We start from the raw sequence: 18,790 nt of genomic DNA, 5'->3' as shown, positions 1-18,790 counted from the left end.
TGGTTCGCTCAGGCCTCGACGGCCCCCAGCAGGTAGTGGTGATGAGCATGGACATGGCTGATGATCCGGCACATGTCGCCAAGGGCCGCTGGCGCATCCTTGATCTGGCTCTGGGCGTCTATGGTCAGGCGATAGGTCTCGCCATCCTGACGCACACGCAGCTCACCGCCATCCGCCAGATAGAAACCGGGGTTGCGGCTGTTGTCGAAATCCTCGGGCAGGCTGAAGATGGTGACCTTGTCCTGATAGGGCTTGCCCTGCCACGGGCAGAACTGGGCGCAGTTGCCACATTCGTTGCAGTAGGCATCCAGGTGCAGGGTCTGGAACTGATCCTTGAAGCCCGGCACCGCGATGGCGACGTTGGCCCGGTTGGGGCAGACATCCACGCACTTGCTGCAGAGGTAGTTGCACTCGAGGCAGCGGTGCGCCTCTTGCGCCACGAAGGCATCGCGCTCGTTTTTGTCGACCAGGGTGACGGCGATGCTCCCCTTGCGGCGATAGATCTCATCCTTGCCCGATGGCTGGATGGTCACTGCACTCTGCTGGCTGGCGATATGCTCGCGAGAGAGCACCAGATCCGCGGCGCGGCGGGCACCACCGATGGCACCGACGATGGAGGACGGGCCGCTCTGCACGTCACCGATCAGGAAGACGTTGCGACGGCTGGTTTCGCCGGTCTGGCTGTCCACCTCGGGCCAGCCATCGCTGCCCAAGGGAATGCCCATCGCTTTGAGCACCTCGCAGTCAGGCTGCTCGCCGATGGCGGTGATCAGCGCATCCATCTGCATCACTTCGGTCTGCTCGGTGGGCACCGGACGGCGGCGGCCCTGCTCGTCAGGATCCCCCAGCGCCATCATCCGCACGGTGAGCTTGCCATCTTTCTCAAAGCGCTCCGGATTGGTGAGGAAGCAAAAACGCACCCCATCCTCCACCGCTTCCAGAAACTCCTCACGATAGGCGGGCATCTCTTTTTCGCTGCGACGGTAGATCACGGTGACATCGCTGACACCGGGCACCTTGAGGGCGGCGCGGGCGCAGTCCATGGCGGTGTTACCGGCGCCGATCACCGCCACATGGCGGCCCAGCGGCAGCGGTTTGCCCTGATTAAAGCTGCGCAGGAAGTTGAAGGACTTGTAGACCCGATCATGCCCCCCTTCTAGACGCATGCCGCCATTCTTGTCGGCACCGATACCAACGAAGACATAGGTAAAGCCCAGGGCGTGCAGCTTGTCGACGGTGAGCGCCGGATCGCAACCAAACTCGAACTTGACCCCGTGGGCGGCGACAAAGTCGATATCGTGCTGGATAAGCTCAGCCGGGATGCGGAACTCGGGGATAATGTGTTTGACCACGCCACCGGCATCCGCTTCGCGCTCGAACACGGTGACCGGGTGACCGGCGCGGGCCAGGAAGTAACCGGCGGAGAGACCGGCCGGGCCTGCACCAATCACCGCAACCGGGTGCTTGTCACCGCTGCCTGCCGGCTTGTGCCAGCGGGCCTTGTACCCTTCCCAGCCGCGCTCCAGCGCTACTTTTTTCAGCTCGCGGATATTGAGAGGGCTGTCGTAGTCGAGACGGGTGCAGTTGTACTGACACTGGTGATCGCAGATATGGCCGGTGATGGCGGGCAGGGCGTTGCGCTGATAGATCAGCTCAAGGGCTGCCACATATTCCCCCTCGCCCATCAGGCGAATGTACTCGGGGATATCCTGATGCACGGCGCAGGCGGTGACGCAGGGTGCCACGTAGCAGTCGGTCAGCGGCAGACCACCGCCCACTTCGATACGATCGTCGGACTTCCACTCCTTCTGGGTGTAATCCATGGTGAGGGCCTTGGCGGCAAGCGCTTCCAGCTTGGTCACATCCACCTGAGCCATGCCCCAGCTGTCAGAAGTGTCGATCTCTTTGAGGCACTCGATCTGGCGCAGGTAGCCGCCCGGTTTCAGCAGGTCGGTGGCCATGGTGATGGGACGAATGCCGGTCTCGAAGATCTCGGCGATGTTGAACTTGCTGGCGCCACCCGAGTAGGAGATGGGCAGCTTGCCATCGAAGGCGCGAGACAGCACGGCAGCCACGTTGATGGAGAGCGGGAACAGCGCACGGCCGGACATATACATCTCATCCCCCGGCAGCGCCCCTTTGCGGTTGATGGTGCCGAGGGTGTTGGTGAGCTTGACCCCGAAGGTGAGCCCCTTCTCGGCCCCCAGCGCCATCAGACGAACCAGCATCCCTTTGGCCTGATCCAGCTTGAGGTCGTGATCGAACGACTCTTCGCTCAGACCAATGTAATCAAAGCCGCAGGTATCGAGGATCTCGCGCACCCGCGGGTAGCCCAGCAGGGTCGGGTTCAGTTTGACGAAGGTGTTGAGTCCCTTCTCCTCCAGCATGTAGCGGCAGATGGCCTCGATCTCGTTGGGCGGGCAGCCGTGCATGGTGGAGAGGGTGACGCCGTGCACCAAATTGGCCGGGATGCGATCCACCAGCTGTTGCAGGCGATCGCGGCGCGCTCCCAGCCCCAGCTCGGCGATAAACTGCCCGTCGGCCACCAACTCGCGCAGCACCTGCTGGTACTCGGCAAACTTCGGACTTTGGCTTGCATCCATCAGGCTGTGGATAAACTGCTGCATCGGTGGCTGTTTGATGCCATCGAGGTTGTAACCCACGCTCATGTTGAAGATAAAGGACTTGGCCTCTCCGTCGAGCCGCGGGTCAAACACCTCCTCCAGCAGATAGAGGGCAAACCAGGCTTTCAGATACTCGTCAAACGCCTTGGGCAGGGTGAACTCGGTAGACCACTCGGTGTTGAAGCACTCGTCTTCGGCATCGATACAGGGCTTTTCCAGTTCGAGACGGTCCAGGATCTGCACCGTCTTGAGCTCGATAAAGCGCCCGCCGGTCAGCCAGGAGGTGACGATATTCTGGGCCAACTGGGTATGGGGGCCGGCTGCCGGGCCAATGGGGGTCTCGCAGGTTTCACCGAACACCTTGATCTTGCGCTCGTCCTGCTTGCGATAGAATTGCGCGGCGGGAATACCGAAAATGCTCTGACTCTCTTTATATTCCGCAAAAATACGGGTCAGCAGGTTCTTGAACGGAACGGGTCGCATAATATCGCCCATGGCTATCTCCTTGCAGCTGTTCTGCCCATTGGCAGCATGAATAAATGGGGTATCCCGCACGGGTGTTCCCCCTTGGCAAGGAGAAGAGCAACAATCAGGCCACTACAGTTACAAAACTATTCTTTACGGTAAAAGCGTGAGGCAGCTCCAATTAATGGAGAGAATTTACGATGCCACCATTATGGGTATTGCGAGTAGTTATCAATCACTCTGGAATTTACTTAATGAGCAGTTCAAAAAGAACTCGCCCTATCAGATCAAGTGCGAGAAATATCACTTTGATACGCCATTTATCTCCCCATTATCTTTTTAAACTGGGTTATTTCATGGGCTCGCTCTCATTTTCAAGAATGCCACCCAGCAGCGCCTGATAGCGCTCCGGGGTATCCACATCAAACAAGATGGCGGGGCTGTCGACGGGCACCATACGGTGCGGATGCCCTTGCAACCAGCGCCGTACCAACGACTGCACCGGGGCCGCTGCCAGCTCGCGGACAAGGGATTTTGGCAGCAACACCGGATGGCCCGCCTCCCCCTGCCAGGTGGGAAAGAGTGTCTCACAGCCCCGAGCCTGCCAGAGCTGTTGATAGACCTCGCGCGGGATACAGGGGAGATCCCCGTGGCTGATAAAGAGGTAGTCAGCGTCACTGGCCGCCAGGGCGCAGCGGATGGAGCTGCCCAGCCCCTGCCGATAGTCGGGGTTGTGGACGACAACAATATCCGGCCGTGATCCGTAGCGCGCTTCAAGCTCCTCGCCACGATGGCCCACCACCAGAATAACCCGCTGACAAAAGGCCAGGGCATTTTTGAGACTTGCATCAAGCATTGTCCCCTGGCAATAAGGTAGCATCATTTTCCAGGCACCCATTCGGGAAGATAAACCCGCCGCCGTTATTATACAGTCACACTGCACTTGTTCCTGGCAACGTTGTTTTCCACTCCCTTCGATATTTATTTTGGTCGTCATTATGTCGCTACCACACGTTGTTGCTGTCGTATTTCCAGATATAGATCCGCTATTAAACCCGCTCACCAAAAATATTGATAGCCATACCACCTTAATTAGCCTCTGCGGCGCCGGTGGAAAAACCAGCACCCTGTTCTGGCTGGCGGAATATTTTTATCAACAGGGTAAAAGGGTGCTAATTACCACCACCACCCGGATGTTTCTGCCTGCCCCGTCACACTATCGGGAATTGATCCTGGAAGCTGATCCCGTCCGCCAGCTGACCCGCTGTCAGCAACAGCCCGATGAGCCGACTCTGGTCGCCCTGTTCAGCCATATCGATCAGGCCAGCGGCAAGGTGGCGGGCCCCACACCCCAGCAGATTGATCTCATCAAGGGGCAGCAGCGCTTCGATCTCATCCTGGTCGAAGCGGATGGCGCCAATCACAAGTTATTGAAAGTGCCCGCTTTGCACGAACCTTGCATTCCCCAAAGCAGTGATTGGGTGATAGCCCTGACGGGCGGCGCCATGGTGGGGGCCAAGGCCGACCCGCAGCAGATCCACCGCTGGGCAGAGCTTCAGGCCCTGTGCGGGATAGAGGCCGGTGACCCCCTCGACTGGGCCCTGTTTCACCAGCTGCTCTCCCACCCCGAGGGGCTGTTCAAAGGCACCCCGGCCAGGGCGCGCCGGATCTGGTTTATCAATGGGGATTATCAAAATGAGGCGTCGTGGCTGGCGGAATTGATAAAGCTGCATACCCGCCACCCCGAGATCCACGCCATCTGGCAGGGGGCGGTTCGCGAACCACAACCCATTCGCCTCGCACTCGGTTACTTCGCTCAGGATGAGGCACAGCCGCCTCGCCCATGATGGTTTAAGGATAAGAAGAGGTACCTTATGAATCTGTTTGCACACGCAGCCCGACTGGAACAGGAGAACACGCCGTTTGCCATGGCCCAGATCATCGAGAGCCGGGGCTCCACCCCCCGCCATCAGGCCCAGATGCTGGTGATGGCCGATGGCCAGATCCTCGGCACCATCGGCGGCGGCATGATCGAGCGGCTGGTGATCGAGGAAGCGATGGCCGCCATTGCCGAGCGCAAGCCGCGCATCTTCCACGGCCGGATGGCCCGCAACGGCGAACATGCGGTCGGATCGGATTGCGGTGGTGCCATGTCGGTCTATATCGATGTCTATGGTCTGCGACCACGGCTGGTGCTCATTGGTGCCGGCCACGTCAACCGGGCTGTGGCCCATGCTGCGGCGCCGCTCGGCTTTGATGTCCATGTAGGGGATTGCTTCGAGGGGAGCCTCAACCCCGATCACTTCCCCGCCGGTACCCATCTGGTGCAGGCCGATACCATCAGCGCGGTGATCGATAAACTGGCCATCGAGCCCGCCAACTTCGTCATCATCGCCACCAACCATCAGGACAAGGAGGCGCTGGAGCGGCTGATAAGCCGTCCCCTCGCCTATCTGGGGCTGCTCGCCAGCAAGCGCAAGGTACAGACCTTCACCCAGGCCCTGCGCCAGCAAGGGGTGAGTCAGGAGCAGTTGCAGCGGCTGCACGCCCCCATCGGCTACAACATAGGTGCCGAGACCCCCGAGGAGATCGCCATCAGCATTCTCGCCGAGCTACTGCAGGTGAAAAACGGCAAATCGGGTGGGCTGATGCAGGATGACGTGCGCCTCAAGCGGGATCAACTGGTGGTGATGCGCGGCTCCGGCGATATCGCTACCGGCGTCGCGTTGCGCCTGCACAATGCCGGCTTCAAGGTGGTGATGCTGGATCTCGACAAGCCCACGGTGATCCGCCGCACCGTCGCATTCGCCCAGGGGATGTTTGACGGCGAAACCTGTGTCGAAGGGGTGCGCGCCAAGCGGGTCGAGAACGTCGAGCAGGCGTTCGAGCAGCTGGATCGGGGCATTATCCCGCTGCTGGTTGATCCCGAGTGCGCCACCCTCGCCGAGCTCAAGCCCCGCTATCTGGTGGATGCCATCCTCGCCAAGCAGAACCTCGGCACCCACAAGGAGATGGCCCCCATTACGGTGGCCCTTGGCCCGGGCTTTGAGGCGGGACGCGACTGCGATGCAGTGATCGAAACCAACCGCGGTCACCATCTGGGCCGGGTCATCTATCAGGGCCCCGCCCAGCCCAATACCGGCATTCCTGGGGTGATCGAGGGGCACTCCGCACGCCGGGTGGTGCGCGCCCCCGCTCCCGGGCTGATGAAGAGCATTATCAAGCTCGGCGATCTGGTGCAGGAAGGGGATGTGATCGCCCATGTAGGGGATGCCCCCATTATCGCGCCGCTCTCTGGCATGGTGCGGGGGCTGCTCAGCGATGGCATCGAGGTGCCGGTCGGCTTCAAGATTGGCGATATCGACCCGCGTGGCGAGCGCGCCGATGCCACCACCGTCTCTGACAAGGCGCGCGCCATCGGCGGCGCCGTGCTGGAAGCCATGATGCATCTGGCCCAGCGCAGATAAGAGAGTGTTATTAAAACCAGAAGGGCCCGCCATGATGGCGGGCCCTTTTTATCTCTTCGCTGGCAATCGGCTCAGCCGTGTTTGATACGGGTCTCCCCCGCCACCGATACCACGGAACGCTTGCCCTTGCGGCTGATGACGATAAGCGCCAGCACGATAAGGGCAATACCGCTCCCCTCCACCGGCCCCGGATTTTCGCCGAGCAGCCACCAGGAGAGCAGCACACCGGTCACCGGCACCGCCAGGGTGCTGAGGCTGGCAATCCCCGCAGGCAGCTTTTTCAGCACAAACAGCCAGAGACTCCAGGCGATGGCGGTGGCGAAGATGGCGCTATAGGCCAGCGCACCCATCACGTAGGGTTGCCAGTCGATGGGGCGCTCCGGCACCAGCGCCGCCACCAGCGTCATCACCAGGGTGGCGTAGATCATCTGCCAGGTGGTGAGGGACATCAGATCCACCGAAGGGTGGCGGGCATACATCCGCTTGGCGATGATGGCGCTGATCCCCCAGCAGATGCCGGAGAGGATTGCCAAGAGCGCACTCTTGAGGGATTCAAGATGCAGCAACCAGGGCTGGATCACCAACAGCAGGCCGCAGGCCGCCACCCCAACAGCCAGATAGTGCAGGTTGCGCATCCGCTCGCCGAGAAAGAGCGCCGCGAAGATCACCACCCAAAACGGCATGGTGTAACTCAGAATGGCCACCTTGCCCGCCCCGCCGCTGATCAGCGCCCACTGGGCCAGCCCCACCATGCCACAAGTCTGGAACAGGGCGATGGCCAGGGTATAGCGAAACGGGGTGGGCTTGAGATAACGGCGCCCGCGCAGGGCCAATACCAGCAGCAGAACCAGAGATCCGCACAGGCAGCGCAGGGCGGTGAACTCGAAGGCCCCCGCGTAGAGCATCACCTGCTTCATCACGATCCAGCTGTAACTCCAGATGGCGGTGAGCAGGACCAGTCCCCCCAGCGCCGCCATATTGATCTTTGTGCTCATTACTCTGCCTTTTTGGCGCCTGTGCGCCTGCATGCCGGGCTAACCAGCCCCGAAAAGGACCATCTTACTCTTGTGGGGGCCGACAGCCCAAACGTGTACGCCCCCCTGAAGAGGGGCGTTGGCGGAGAACCTTGCCAAGGTGGGCCTCGAACGACCAACACGCTATATACGTCCCTTATGTGACCCCTGGTAAAATCGATTGCCATCATTAAACGCAAATGCTAATACTTCTCACCCCAAAATCCGTTCAAGGTTTTCACAAGATGTTTCGTCACCCCCTGGCAAAGTTGCTGCTGCTCGGTCAGCTCGCCCTGATGAGCTGGATGGCGCAGGCAAATCCCCCGGTTGAAGTAGAAGATGTGATGGGCCGCAAGGTCTCCCTCAGCCTGCCGGCCAGCCGTATCGTGCTCGGTTTCTATCCCGAGGATTATCTGGCCGTGGCCGGTGAAGGCGGCGCCGATCGGCTGGTGGGCATGTCCCGTGGCTGGTTCGTCAAATCCCGCCCCGCCATCTGGTCGCTCTATGTGGCTAGCCTGTCGCAACTGGCCAAGGTGCCTGACCTTGGCAATGTGCAGGATCAGAGCTTCTCCATCGAGAAGACCCTGGCGGTCAAGCCCGATTTGCTGATCCTGGCGAAGTGGCAATATGAGGCCCTCGGCCCGGATCTGCCACGCTTCGAACAGGCTGGGATCCCGGTGGTGGTCATCGACTACAACGCCCAGACCCTGGAGCGCCACATGGCGAGCACCTTGCTGCTGGGCAAGGTGACAGGTCAGGAAGCTCGTGCCCAACAGATGGCCGACGAATACAAGGCCAAGATTGACATCATCACCTCCCGCATCGCCGCCGCGAAGCGCCAGCCCCCTCGGGTCTATATCGAGCTGGGTGACAAGGGCCCGGCCGAGTACAGCTACACCTATGGCAAGGACATGTGGGGCGCGATGGCCCTGCTGGCCGGGGGTGACAACGTCGCGGCTCCCTTCGTCGAGCGCTGGGGCCCCATCCATCCTGAGCAACTGCTGGCGAGCAAACCCGAGGTCATCCTGATGGCGGGCTACGAGAGCGTGAGCAGCGCAGAGGCGATGCAGGTTGGCCAGGATGTGTCAGCCGAGACGGTGCGCCAGCGTCTGCAAGGCTTTGCCGCCCGCCCGGGCTGGAGCGAGCTGCCCGCAGTGCAGCAGGAGCGCCTCTATGCGGTCTATCACGGTGCCACCCGCAGCATCATGGATGCAGCTCTCATCGAGTTCATGGCCAAGGCCCTCTACCCGGATCTGTTCCAGGATCTCGATCCCCTGGCCACCTATCAGGGCTTTTACCAGCGCTATCTGCCCATCCGTCCCCAGGGCACCTTTATGCTGGGTATCAAGCCGGGTAAGGCAAACTGAATCTGGTCGTTCGGGCTCTGCCAGTCTAGGCAGAGCCCTCTTCATCCCTCTTTCACCCTTGTGGGCGCCTCTCATGGCGCCCGTTTCAGGATTGTCATCATGAATGATTTGGCTGCCCTGCAGCAGACCCTCGCCCGCCAGCGGCAACGGGAGCGCCGTCGCGGGCACTGGCTCCTGCTGCTCACCCTGGTGCTGTGCATTACCCTGGTGCTCGACATCGCCACCGGCCCCTCTCTGCTGCCACTGGGCGAAGTGGTCGATGCCCTGCTCACCCCCGCCCAGGCCGATCCCATGACCCGCACCATAGTCCATGACATGCGCCTGCCCATCGCCCTGATGGCGCTGGTAGTCGGTGCTGCGCTGGGTCTTGGCGGCGTCCAGATGCAGACTCTGCTGGATAACCCGCTGGCCAGCCCCTACACCCTGGGGCTCGCTGCCGCAGCGGGGCTCGGTGCCGCACTGGCGCTCTATACCGGCGGTCTTGGGCTCCCTCCCCTGATTGCCATTCCGGCTGGCGCCTTCATCCTCTGCATGTTTGCCGCGAGCCTTTTATTTGGCCTGGCCATGATGCGCCATGTCAACAGCCAGACCCTGATCCTGGCGGGCATCGCCCTGCTGTTCCTGTTCCAGTCCCTGCTCTCCCTGCTGCAGTTTCTCTCCTCCCCCGAGCTCAACCAGCAGATCCTGTTCTGGCTGTTTGGCAGCCTGATGCGCACTACCTGGGACTCCCTGATCATCACCGCCGCCGTCACCCTGATCTGCACCCTGCTCATCTACCGGGATGCCTGGGCCCTCACCAGCCTGCGCTTGGGGGAAGCCCGTGCCCGCAGCCTCGGGGTCAACGTGGACAGGTTGCGCATGAAGACTCTGGTGCTGGTCGCCCTGCTCACCGCCACTGCCACCAGTTTCGTCGGTGTCATCGGCTTCGTTGGACTGGTGGCGCCCCATATCGCTCGCATGTTGGTGGGGGAGGATCAGCGTTTTCTTATCCCGCTCTCGGCCCTGTGCGGCGCCTGCATGCTCTCGGCGGCCTCGGTGCTCTCCAAGTCCATCATTCCGGGGGCCCTCTTTCCCATCGGCATTGTCACCGCCCTGATTGGCGTGCCCTTCTTCATCTGGTTGATCCTCGGCAGGGGGCGTAAACGTGCTTGAAATATCCCGACTCACCCTCTCCCTCGGTCAGCAGACCCTGCTGCGAGAGCTCAACCTCACCCTGCACCCGGGTCAGGTCCACGTGATCATCGGTCCGAACGGGACCGGCAAGACCTCATTGATGCGCGCCCTGTTTGGTGAACTGACTCCGGATGGCGGCGATATCCGGCTGGGGGGCCAGAGTGCCCGCCAGATGACGCAGGCCAGGTGGCGCCAGCAGTTTGGCTACATGCCCCAGAACATCCAGCTGGAGCTGGACTTGAGCGTCATCGAAGTGGTGGTACTCGGTCGCCTCGACAGCCTCTCCATGCGTCTGGCGGACGAGGACATCCTGGCGGCGGGTCGCGCCCTGCAGGCGCTCGGCATCGCCCATCTGGCTGATCGCCCCCTCTACTCCTTAAGCGGCGGCCAGCGACAGATGGTACTGTTCGCCCAGGTTCTGCTGCGCGATCCCCGCATCATGATGCTGGACGAGCCGGTCAGCGCCCTGGATCTGCACCACCAGATGCAACTGATGGAGCACCTGTGTCAGCAGACCCGCGAGCAGCAGTGGATCACCCTGGTGGTGCTGCACGATCTCAACCTCGCAGCCCAGTTTGCCGATCAGCTTATCGTGCTGGCAGGGGGCGATCTGCAGGCCTTCGGCCCCCCCGCCCGGGTGCTCGACGCGGCCCTTATCGAGCGCCTCTACCATGTGCCGGTGGAGATAAGCCACGACCTGAGCGGCATCCCCTTCCTCAGAACCGTGCGAAAGGCGTCATGACACAGCGCAGTACAACCCCGGCGGCCCCCTCCCGGCATGCTAGTGGGTGGCGAAGATGAACAGCGCCTCCTACTGGCGGGACTGGCAGGGCATGAGCCCGGCTGCCCGCCTGCTTATCACCAACGGGCTGGCCTTCAACCTCGGCTTCTACATGATGATGCCCTTCCTCGCCCAGCACATGGGTAGCGGGCTGGGTCTCGCCGGTTGGGCCTGTGGCCTGGTCATGGGGATGCGGGTCTTCAGCCAGCAGGGGCTCTTTCTCTTGGGGGGCACCCTTGGGGATCGCATCGGCTATCACCCCGCCATCGTCTGGGGCTGCCTGGTGCGCTCCATAGGCTTCGTGTTGCTCGGCTGGGCCGAGTCCCTGCCCATCCTGCTGCTGGCCGCCGCCCTCACCGGCTTTGCGGGGGCCCTGTTCACCCCTTGCGCCCAGGCGTATCTTGCCAGCGAATGCCACAACCCGAGCCAGCGTCAGCGCGCCTTTGCCCTGCACAATCTCGCCAGCGAGGCGGGCATGCTGCTCGGGCCCCTGGTCGGACTGACACTGACCCAGCAGAGCTATACCCTGACCGGCTTGTTGGCAGCCAGCCTGTTCGCCCTGCTCGGCGTGCTGCAATACCGGGTGCTGCCCAAACGCCCGGTTAGCCACCAGAGTCCGCGTGGCGCCATTTTGCGCCAATGGAGAGAGATAGTGCGCCAGCGCCCTTTTATCGTGTTTACCCTGCTGGCGGGCAGCTACCAGATCCTGTTCCACCAGCTCTATCTCGCCCTGCCCGCCCATATCCAGAGCCTGCCGGACGCCACCCACCTGCTCGGCGGGGTCTTTACCCTCTCGGCGGTGATCGGCGTCCTGCTCCAGCTGCCAGCCTCCCGTCTGGTAGAGAGGCGCATGGGAGTGCCGCTCGCCATGGGGTTGGGTATCGGGATAATGGGCTTGAGCTACCTGGCTCTACCGCTGCTGGCACCTTGGCCGACGGCAGGCGTGTTGACGCAGGTAGCCCTGCTATCGCTCGGATCCATTCTCTGCTTCCCGCTCTTTGCCGCCCAACTACCCCGCTACGCCCCTCCCGAGCAGCTCGGCAGCTACTACGGCTTCTATGCCAGCGCTGGCGGCTGCATGGCGCTCTTTGGCAACCTGCTCATCGGTTTTATGCTGGGGGACGCAGGCAGCCGCCCCACCACAGTCATCTGGCTGCTGCTGGCGATGATTGGTTTGCTCGCTGGTATCGGCCTCTACAGGTTTCTGCCATCCACAAAAACCGGCTGCCACTCCAACTAGCCCCATTACCACTCGCACAGAGCGGTTCATCTGGCCTGCAGAACACGATCGACAGTGATGATCCGTCACCGCCATCCCAATAAAACAGAGTGTGGAGCCAAGGCTCCACACTCTGTCAGGGGCCGGATGCCCCTGTGGATCAGTACGCATGATTACAGGCTGATCACGGTACCGGTCTTGCCAGCGATCCCCTCGGCCGCCTTCTCCAACAGGGTGATCAGGGATTTGCGTCCCGGCATGGACGTCGCAAACGAGAGCGCCGCCTCCACCTTGGGCAGCATGGATCCCTTGGCAAACTGCCCCTGGGCGATAAAGCTGTTGGCATCTCCCACGCTCAGCTGATCGAGCCACTGCACATCGGGTTTGCCGAAGTTGATGGCGACCTTCTCTACCGCGGTGAGGATGATCAGCATGTCGGCATCGATAAGCTCCGCCAGCTTGGCACTGGCCCAATCTTTGTCGATCACCGCGCTGGCACCGCGCAGGTGATTGCCTTCGCGCAGCACCGGAATGCCGCCGCCACCGACGGTGATCACCACCTGACCGGCTGCCAGCATCGCAGAGACGGTCTCCTTCTCGATGATATCGACGGGTTTGGGAGAGGCCACTACCCGGCGATAGCCGCGACCGGCGTCCTCTTTGAGCCGCTCGCCCTTGGCCATCAATGCCTCGGCCTCCTCCTTGCTGAAGAAACCGCCGATGGGCTTGCTCGGGTCAAGGAAGGCGGGATCGTTTTTATCCACCTCAACCTGGGTCACCAGAGTAGCAACCGGCTTGTGGATGCCGCGTTCCAGCAGGGCTTCGCGCAAAGCATTTTGCAGGTCATAACCGATGTAGCCCTGACTCAGGGCCACGCAGACCGACATCGGCAGATGGGGGGATTTTGGCTCGTAGCGGGCCGCCACTTCGAACGCCTGCTGGATCATCCCCACCTGCGGCCCGTTGCCGTGGGTGACCACCACCTCGTGCCCCTGGGCGATCAGGTCGGCGATGGTGTGCGCCGTGCTCTGCACCGCCTTCATCTGCTCGGGCAGGTTGTTGCCCAAAGCGTTACCCCCCAGGGCCAGTACGATACGCTGTTTCATCTTGTGCTCTCCGATGATAAGGGTGGGCCGGTGTCATACCGGCTCGGTTGTTCTGTCTATCACTGTGCTAATTGCAGTTCTCTGACCGCTTCGCCCAGCAGTGGATCAAAGGGCGCTCTGGCCAGAAAACGGCCTTGGCCACGCCGCCCCAGAAACTCGCCATCGCGGGCGACTATCTCGCCGCGACTGAGGGTCATTCTGATCTGGCCGGGGCAGCGCATCCCCTCGTAGGGACTGTAGTCGCCGTTGTCGTGCAGCGCGGCGTGACGGATTAGGGTCTCGCCACGGGGATCCATCAGCACCAGATCGGCGTCGGCCCCCGCTTGCAAATTGCCCTTACGCGGCCAGAGGCCAAACAGGCGCGCCGGGTTGGCGCTGGTGAGAGCCACGAAGCGCGATGGCGAGATGCGCCCGCCCAACACCCCGTGGGCAAACAGCAGCAGCATCCGGTTCTCGACGCCCGGCAAGCCGTTGGGGCAGCGGCTGAAATCGCCGCCCGAGAGGGTCGTGCGCTGGGCGTGGGAGAAGTTGCAATGATCGGTCGCCACCGTGTCGATGTCACCAGCAGCGATACCGACCCACAGCTTGTCCTGCTCGCGGCGCGAGCGCAGCGGTGGGCTGAGCAGATAGTCGACTCCGTTCTCCCGGTAGTAGCAGGAATCATCCAAAAGCAGATATTGCGGGCAGGTCTCCACCCAGACCGGTTGCCCCTGACGGCGCGCCAGTTTCAGATACTCCAGCCCCAGTCCGTTGGAGAGGTGGACGATATAGAGCGGGGCATTGCCGCGAGCCCCGCCAGGTTGATCATCCGGGCGATCGCCTCCGCCTCGCACTCCAGCGGGCGACTTTGCGGGTGATACCAGGGCTCATGGTGACCGGCGGCCAATAGGGCCGCCCGGCGCGCCGCGATGGCGGCGTCATTTTCGGGATGGACGGTGGCAAGCGCCCCCACCTCTTTGAGGCGAGCCAGGGCGCGCAGCACGTCATGGTCCCCCAGCTTGTACTGGTAGGTGAGATAGAGCTTGAAGCTGCTGATCCCCTCCTCCTGCACCATGGCGGCCATCTCATTAAGGATGGCGTCATCCACATGCTGGATCACGCCGTGAAAGCTGTAGTCGATCACCGCCTGATCGGCGGCGTAATCGTGATAGCGGGCCAGCTGGTGATGCAGATTGCACCCCGCCGGGCCAAATCCCATGTGGTCGATGATGGTGGTGGTGCCGCCACAGGCGGCGGCACGGGTACCGCTGAAAAAGTCATCGCAACTGCGGGCAATCCCGACATCGATGTTGAAGTGGGTGTGGACATCGATGCCACCCGGCATCACATAGCAGCCGCTGGCATCGATCACCTCGGTTTCGCCATCGGGCTGGATATCGGCGGCACGGGCGCGGATCACCCCGTTTTCGATCAGCAGATCCTGACGATATTCACCCTGCGCATCGACCAACACACCGTTTTTGATCAGCCGTTTCATCCCCACCACCTCGAACATCACTTCAAACAGCAAGGCCCCGCCTCAACACAGACGGGGCACTTGCCACACTTGCAACAGCCGGGCGGTGATGAGAGTCACCACCCGGCAGCCCCCTTACTTGTCCAGCTCCGCCAGATAAAGCATGGGGATCACGGCGTACATGGCGGCGCACTTGACCAGATGCTCTTTCCAGGTCTTCTCGTTCGGGGCGTGGGCTTCCGGCTCTTTACCCGGGCCAAAACCGATGACCGGAATACCGTGGCGACCCATGATGGATACCCCGTTAGTCGAGAAGGTCCACTTGTCCACCACCGGCTCCTTGTTGAACAGCTCGCGATAAGCCTTGGAGAGGGTTTTGACGGTGATGTGATCCTCTTCCACCTTCCAGGTCGGGAAGTAGCACTCGGTCGGGTAGACCAGACCGGTATAGGCCGGACGGTCGTACTGATACATGGAGACCTCGGCACCGGCGGCTTGTACCGCTGGCAGGGCACGGATCTCGTCGAGCGCCCCTTGCCAGGTCTCGCCCCAGGTGAGGCGGCGGTCGATGGAGACGGCGCAGCTGTCCGCCACGGCGCAGCGGCTTGGCGAAGTGAAGAAGATCTCGGAGACGGTCAGGGTACCCTTGCCGAGGAAGTCGTCATGACCGAGGTTGTGGCTGAGCTCCTGCAATTCGCCAAGAATGGGGCCCATCTTGAAGATGGCGTTGTCACCGCGCTCAGGCGCAGAGCCGTGGCAGCTCACCCCCTGCACTTCCACACGGATCTCCATGCGGCCACGCTGGCCACGGTAGATCTGGCAGTCGGTCGGTTCGGTACTGACCACGAACTCGGGGCGGATCTTGCTCTGCTCGATGATGTACTGCCAGCAGAGACCATCGCAATCCTCCTCCTGTACGGTACCGGTCACCAGCAGGGTGTACTGATCTTCCAGCCCCAGATCCTTGATGATCTTGCCCGCATAGACCATGGAGGCCATGCCCCCTTCCTGATCGGATGCACCGCGGCCACCGATGATCTCGTGATCTTCCATCCCCTCATAGGGGTCGAACTTCCAGTTGGCCATGTTGCCGACCCCGACGGTATCGATGTGGGCATCCATGGCGATCAGGTGCGGGCCGTGGCCGATATAGCCCAGCACGTTACCCATGGGGTCGATCTCGACCTTGTCAAAGCCAACCTTCTCCATCTCCTGCTTGATGCGCAGCACCACCCGCTCTTCATCGCAGCTCTCGCTCGGGATAGCGATCATGTCGCGCAGGAACTGACTCATCTCGGCCTTGTACTGGTAGGCCTTCTCCAACACCATTTCAAACGGAATTTGCTTGCTCATTGTGATTCTCCAAACATTCGAGAATGCGCGGCCTGTTCGTCGGCAGCGCCCTGTGCCCGTTACCGCGCCCCGTTGACGAGGCGCGATCAGTTCTTCAATTCGTGTCTCTGCTCTGGCGGGAGAGTTAGTCGCAGGCAGGATGTTTGCCTTCCCACACCACTTCCCGGTAGTGGGTCACATCGGTGTCCCCTTCGGTGTTGATGATGAGTACGACCGAGTTGCTATCCAGCCCGAGGCGCGCCATCAGCGCCGCGCGATCCGGGTGGTGACGCACCGCCGCCAACACGCCGGTGCCGACCGAGCCGGATTCGCCGGAGATGATGCGTGGATCATTGCCAAGGGGGTTGCCCAGCACCCGCATGCCCAGCGCCGACACCTTGTCGTGGCAGGAGATAAACTGGGTGGTGCAGCTTCTGAGCAATGGCCAACCGAGGGGGTTGGGTTCACCACAGGCGAGACCTGCCATGATGGTGTGCATGTCGCCCCCCACGTTGACCATCTCCCCCGCCACGCCGGAGCGGTAGATGCAGTCGGCCTGATCCGGCTCGACCACGATACTGTGCAGATTTTTCGCCCCGAAGCAGTCCACCAGATAGCCGAGCACACCGCCCGCCAGCGCCCCGACCCCGGCCTGCAGCAGCACGTGGGTCGGCTGCTTGATGCCCATATCCTGCATCTGCTCGACCGCTTCGTCGGCCAGGGTGGAGTACCCCTGCATGATCCAGGTCGGGATCTTGGTGTAACCCTCCCAGGCGGTGTCCTGCACTATGTGCCAGCCGCGCTCTTCGGCCATCTTCATGGTCAGGCGCACGGTGTCGTCGTAGTTCATGTCGGTGACGATGCACTCGGCACCGAGATTGAGAATGTGGTCCACCCGCTCCTGGGCCGAGCCCTTGGGCATGTAGACCACCGCATGCTGGCCCACCTGCTTGGCGGCCCAGGCGACGCCACGACCGTGGTTGCCATCTGTGGTGGTGGCGAAGGTCATCGGCTCCTTGATGGTGCGTTTGATGAGATCGAAGGAGAAATCCTCGATGGCCACCCCGTATTTTTCACAGAGCAGGTTGGCGATGGCATAAACGCCACCCAGCATCTTGAAGGCATTGAGGCCAAAACGCTTTGACTCGTCCTTGACCAATATATTTTTCACCCCGATATAGGCGGCTAGATCTTTCAGGTCGCACAATGGGGTCGGCTCATAACCGGCCAGTTTTTTATGAAAAGCGCGAGCCTTTTGTGCTTCAACACGGGAAAACAGCGGTGATGGCTCGGCGGTAAAAAAGCGGTTATCGGCAATATCCATCTTCAAAGAAAATTGGGACATGCTTACCTCACTAGGCGTTACCTGACAAAGAGCTGCCTCGCCGGGAGATCCGTTATTCAGATGCCGCGGGGAGAAAACTCGAAATAATAAATTCGACAGTGTGGGCAGGATGAACATTCACCCTGCCCTGCCGTTATTTATTTCACCCGTTTTTGCGCCTCTTTAATCAGATTTTCCAGCGTTTCTGCCGGGGCGGAGAATTTACGGGCCATGATCATGGCGGCGATAATATAGGGCTTCCAGCTCGCCTCTTTATAAGTGGCGATACGATATTTCTCGAATACCCCTTCGGTCACTTCGCCCTCTTTGCAGGAGACACCGGAAATATCGGCCGGCAGGCAGTGCATATAGAGCGCTTCGCCCCCCTTGGTCAGCTTCATCATCTCCTCGGTGCAGTGCCAATCCTTGTGCCTGGCGTTCTGCTCAAGGCAATATTTCTCCAGCTCCTTGAGGCCAGCGTGGTCATTGGCCCGCAGCAACTCGGTGCGCTGCTCCATCACCTTGTAGGGGGCCCAGGACTTGGGATAGACGATATCGGCATCCTTGAAGGCTTCTTCCATGGAGGTGACCTGACGGAAGCTGCCGCCGGAGGCCTTGGCATTCTCTTTGGCCACTTCGATCACGTCCGGGATCAGGTCATAGCCTTCCGGATGGGCCAGGGTCACGTCCATACCAAAGCGGGTCATCAAGCCGATGATGCCCTGGGGCACGGAGAGCGGCTTGCCGTAGCTCGGGGAGTAGGCCCAGGTCATGGCAATCTTTTTGCCCTTGAGGCTCTCCAGACTGCCGAAGTGCTCCTGTAACCAGGCGAGATCAGCCATGGACTGGGTCGGGTGATCAATGTCGCACTGCAGGTTGACCAGCGCCGGACGCTGGGGCAGCACCCCCTTCTCGAACCCTTCATCCAGCGCCGCACCCACCTCGCGCATATAGGCGTTACCGGCACCGAGGAACATGTCGTCACGGATCCCGATGGCATCGGCGCAAAACGAGATCATATTGGCGGTTTCACGGACGGTCTCACCGTGGGCGATCTGGGATTTGCCCTCGTCCAGATCCTGCTGGGCCAGGCCGAGCAGGTTCAGGGCAGAGGCGTAAGAGAAGCGGGTTCGGGTGGAGTTATCGCGGAAAACCGAGATACCGAGCCCGCTGTTAAACAGTTTGGTAGAGATATTTTCGGCGCGCAGGGTCTTGAGGGATTCGGCCAGTTTCAATACCAGCTCCAGCTCCTGAGGTGTTTGCTCCCAGGTCAGCAGAAAATCTTTTTCATGCAGGTTGGATTTGAGTGCTCTGATCTCTTTGATTAATTCGTTAACTGCTTTCATCGTTCGCCCCAATCATTGGATGAGATATGGATAGCTCCCCTTTCACTCACGATGTCACCAGCATCCCGGTTGTGGGTGAGCGCGTTGGTTAGCGTCGATATGAGGCAATCAATAACC

General features: G+C 61.2%; 13 protein-coding genes and 1 pseudogene. 6 read left to right on the top strand and 8 right to left on the bottom strand.

Translation table 11 applies throughout. From position 1 onward, the window contains the following. Window positions 1-8: 8 nt before the first annotated feature. On the bottom strand, window positions 9-3,119 hold the full coding sequence (gene ygfK / locus ACTG2U_RS02280) for a putative selenate reductase subunit YgfK (RefSeq protein WP_439973958.1): 3,111 nt from the start codon (window positions 3,117-3,119) through the stop codon (window positions 9-11). A gap of 319 nt (window positions 3,120-3,438) precedes the next feature. Next, window positions 3,439-4,086 carry a molybdenum cofactor cytidylyltransferase gene (mocA, locus tag ACTG2U_RS02275; protein ID WP_439973957.1) on the bottom strand — a complete coding sequence of 216 codons (648 nt, stop codon included), beginning with the start codon at window positions 4,084-4,086 and terminating at the stop codon, window positions 3,439-3,441. 1 nt (window position 4,087) lies between these two features. On the opposite strand from mocA, the gene yqeC reads away from it, so the two are divergent. Together yqeC and yqeB are read left to right on the top strand one after the other, a co-directional pair. Then, window positions 4,088-4,936, top strand: a complete 849-nt coding sequence (gene yqeC / locus ACTG2U_RS02270) for a selenium cofactor biosynthesis protein YqeC (RefSeq protein WP_439973956.1) — start codon at window positions 4,088-4,090, stop codon at window positions 4,934-4,936. 27 nt (window positions 4,937-4,963) lie between these two features. Continuing rightward, window positions 4,964-6,556 (top strand): selenium-dependent molybdenum cofactor biosynthesis protein YqeB, encoded by a 1,593-nt coding sequence (gene yqeB / locus ACTG2U_RS02265; RefSeq protein WP_439973955.1) that lies wholly within the window; start codon window positions 4,964-4,966, stop codon window positions 6,554-6,556. 71 nt (window positions 6,557-6,627) lie between these two features. Here the strand turns inward: yqeB and ACTG2U_RS02260 are convergent, their stop codons facing one another. Then, entirely contained in the window at window positions 6,628-7,551 is a 924-nt protein-coding gene (locus ACTG2U_RS02260; protein ID WP_439973954.1) for a DMT family transporter, read from the bottom strand. 263 nt (window positions 7,552-7,814) lie between these two features. On the opposite strand from ACTG2U_RS02260, the gene ACTG2U_RS02255 reads away from it, so the two are divergent. The 4 genes from ACTG2U_RS02255 to ACTG2U_RS02240 all read left to right on the top strand — a co-directional run bounded on the left by ACTG2U_RS02255 (window position 7,815) and on the right by ACTG2U_RS02240 (window position 12,130). Next, window positions 7,815-8,936 (top strand): ABC transporter substrate-binding protein, encoded by a 1,122-nt coding sequence (locus tag ACTG2U_RS02255; protein WP_439973953.1) that lies wholly within the window; start codon window positions 7,815-7,817, stop codon window positions 8,934-8,936. Window positions 8,937-9,035: 99 nt separating this feature from the next. Then, window positions 9,036-10,088: a FecCD family ABC transporter permease gene (locus ACTG2U_RS02250; RefSeq protein ID WP_302246019.1), complete on the top strand. Its 1,053-nt coding sequence runs from the start codon at window positions 9,036-9,038 to the stop codon at window positions 10,086-10,088. Next, complete coding sequence (locus tag ACTG2U_RS02245) at window positions 10,081-10,851, top strand: ABC transporter ATP-binding protein (RefSeq protein ID WP_129503973.1); 771 nt, start codon at window positions 10,081-10,083, stop codon at window positions 10,849-10,851. Before ACTG2U_RS02250 ends, ACTG2U_RS02245 begins: the two co-directional genes overlap by 8 nt. Before the next feature lie 55 nt (window positions 10,852-10,906). Next, complete coding sequence (locus ACTG2U_RS02240; RefSeq protein ID WP_439973952.1) at window positions 10,907-12,130, top strand: MFS transporter; 1,224 nt, start codon at window positions 10,907-10,909, stop codon at window positions 12,128-12,130. A 152-nt stretch (window positions 12,131-12,282) separates the two neighbouring features. Here ACTG2U_RS02240 and arcC read toward each other — a convergent pair whose 3' ends face one another. From arcC to ygeW, 5 genes and pseudogenes are all read right to left on the bottom strand, one after another. Continuing rightward, window positions 12,283-13,215 carry a carbamate kinase gene (gene arcC, locus ACTG2U_RS02235; protein ID WP_439973951.1) on the bottom strand — a complete coding sequence of 311 codons (933 nt, stop codon included), beginning with the start codon at window positions 13,213-13,215 and terminating at the stop codon, window positions 12,283-12,285. Window positions 13,216-13,274: 59 nt separating this feature from the next. Continuing rightward, window positions 13,275-14,692, bottom strand: a pseudogene (gene hydA, locus ACTG2U_RS02230) (dihydropyrimidinase). A 114-nt stretch (window positions 14,693-14,806) separates the two neighbouring features. Next, window positions 14,807-16,024, bottom strand: coding sequence for a YgeY family selenium metabolism-linked hydrolase (locus ACTG2U_RS02225; RefSeq protein WP_069528193.1), 1,218 nt, complete (start codon window positions 16,022-16,024; stop codon window positions 14,807-14,809). A 124-nt stretch (window positions 16,025-16,148) separates the two neighbouring features. Beyond that, a complete protein-coding gene (dpaL, locus tag ACTG2U_RS02220; protein WP_257687551.1) occupies window positions 16,149-17,348 on the bottom strand; it encodes a diaminopropionate ammonia-lyase in 1,200 nt (399 codons plus the stop codon). Between the two features lie 137 nt (window positions 17,349-17,485). Beyond that, window positions 17,486-18,673 carry a knotted carbamoyltransferase YgeW gene (gene ygeW, locus ACTG2U_RS02215; RefSeq protein WP_439973950.1) on the bottom strand — a complete coding sequence of 396 codons (1,188 nt, stop codon included), beginning with the start codon at window positions 18,671-18,673 and terminating at the stop codon, window positions 17,486-17,488. Window positions 18,674-18,790: the final 117 nt, after the last annotated feature.

The sequence above is a fragment of the Aeromonas sp. 95A genome, assembly GCF_051919235.1.
Classification (GTDB): Bacteria; Pseudomonadota; Gammaproteobacteria; order Enterobacterales; family Aeromonadaceae; genus Aeromonas; species Aeromonas veronii.
Note: the sequence above shows the minus strand (reverse complement) of the source record. Positions and strands in the feature narration are given on the sequence as shown.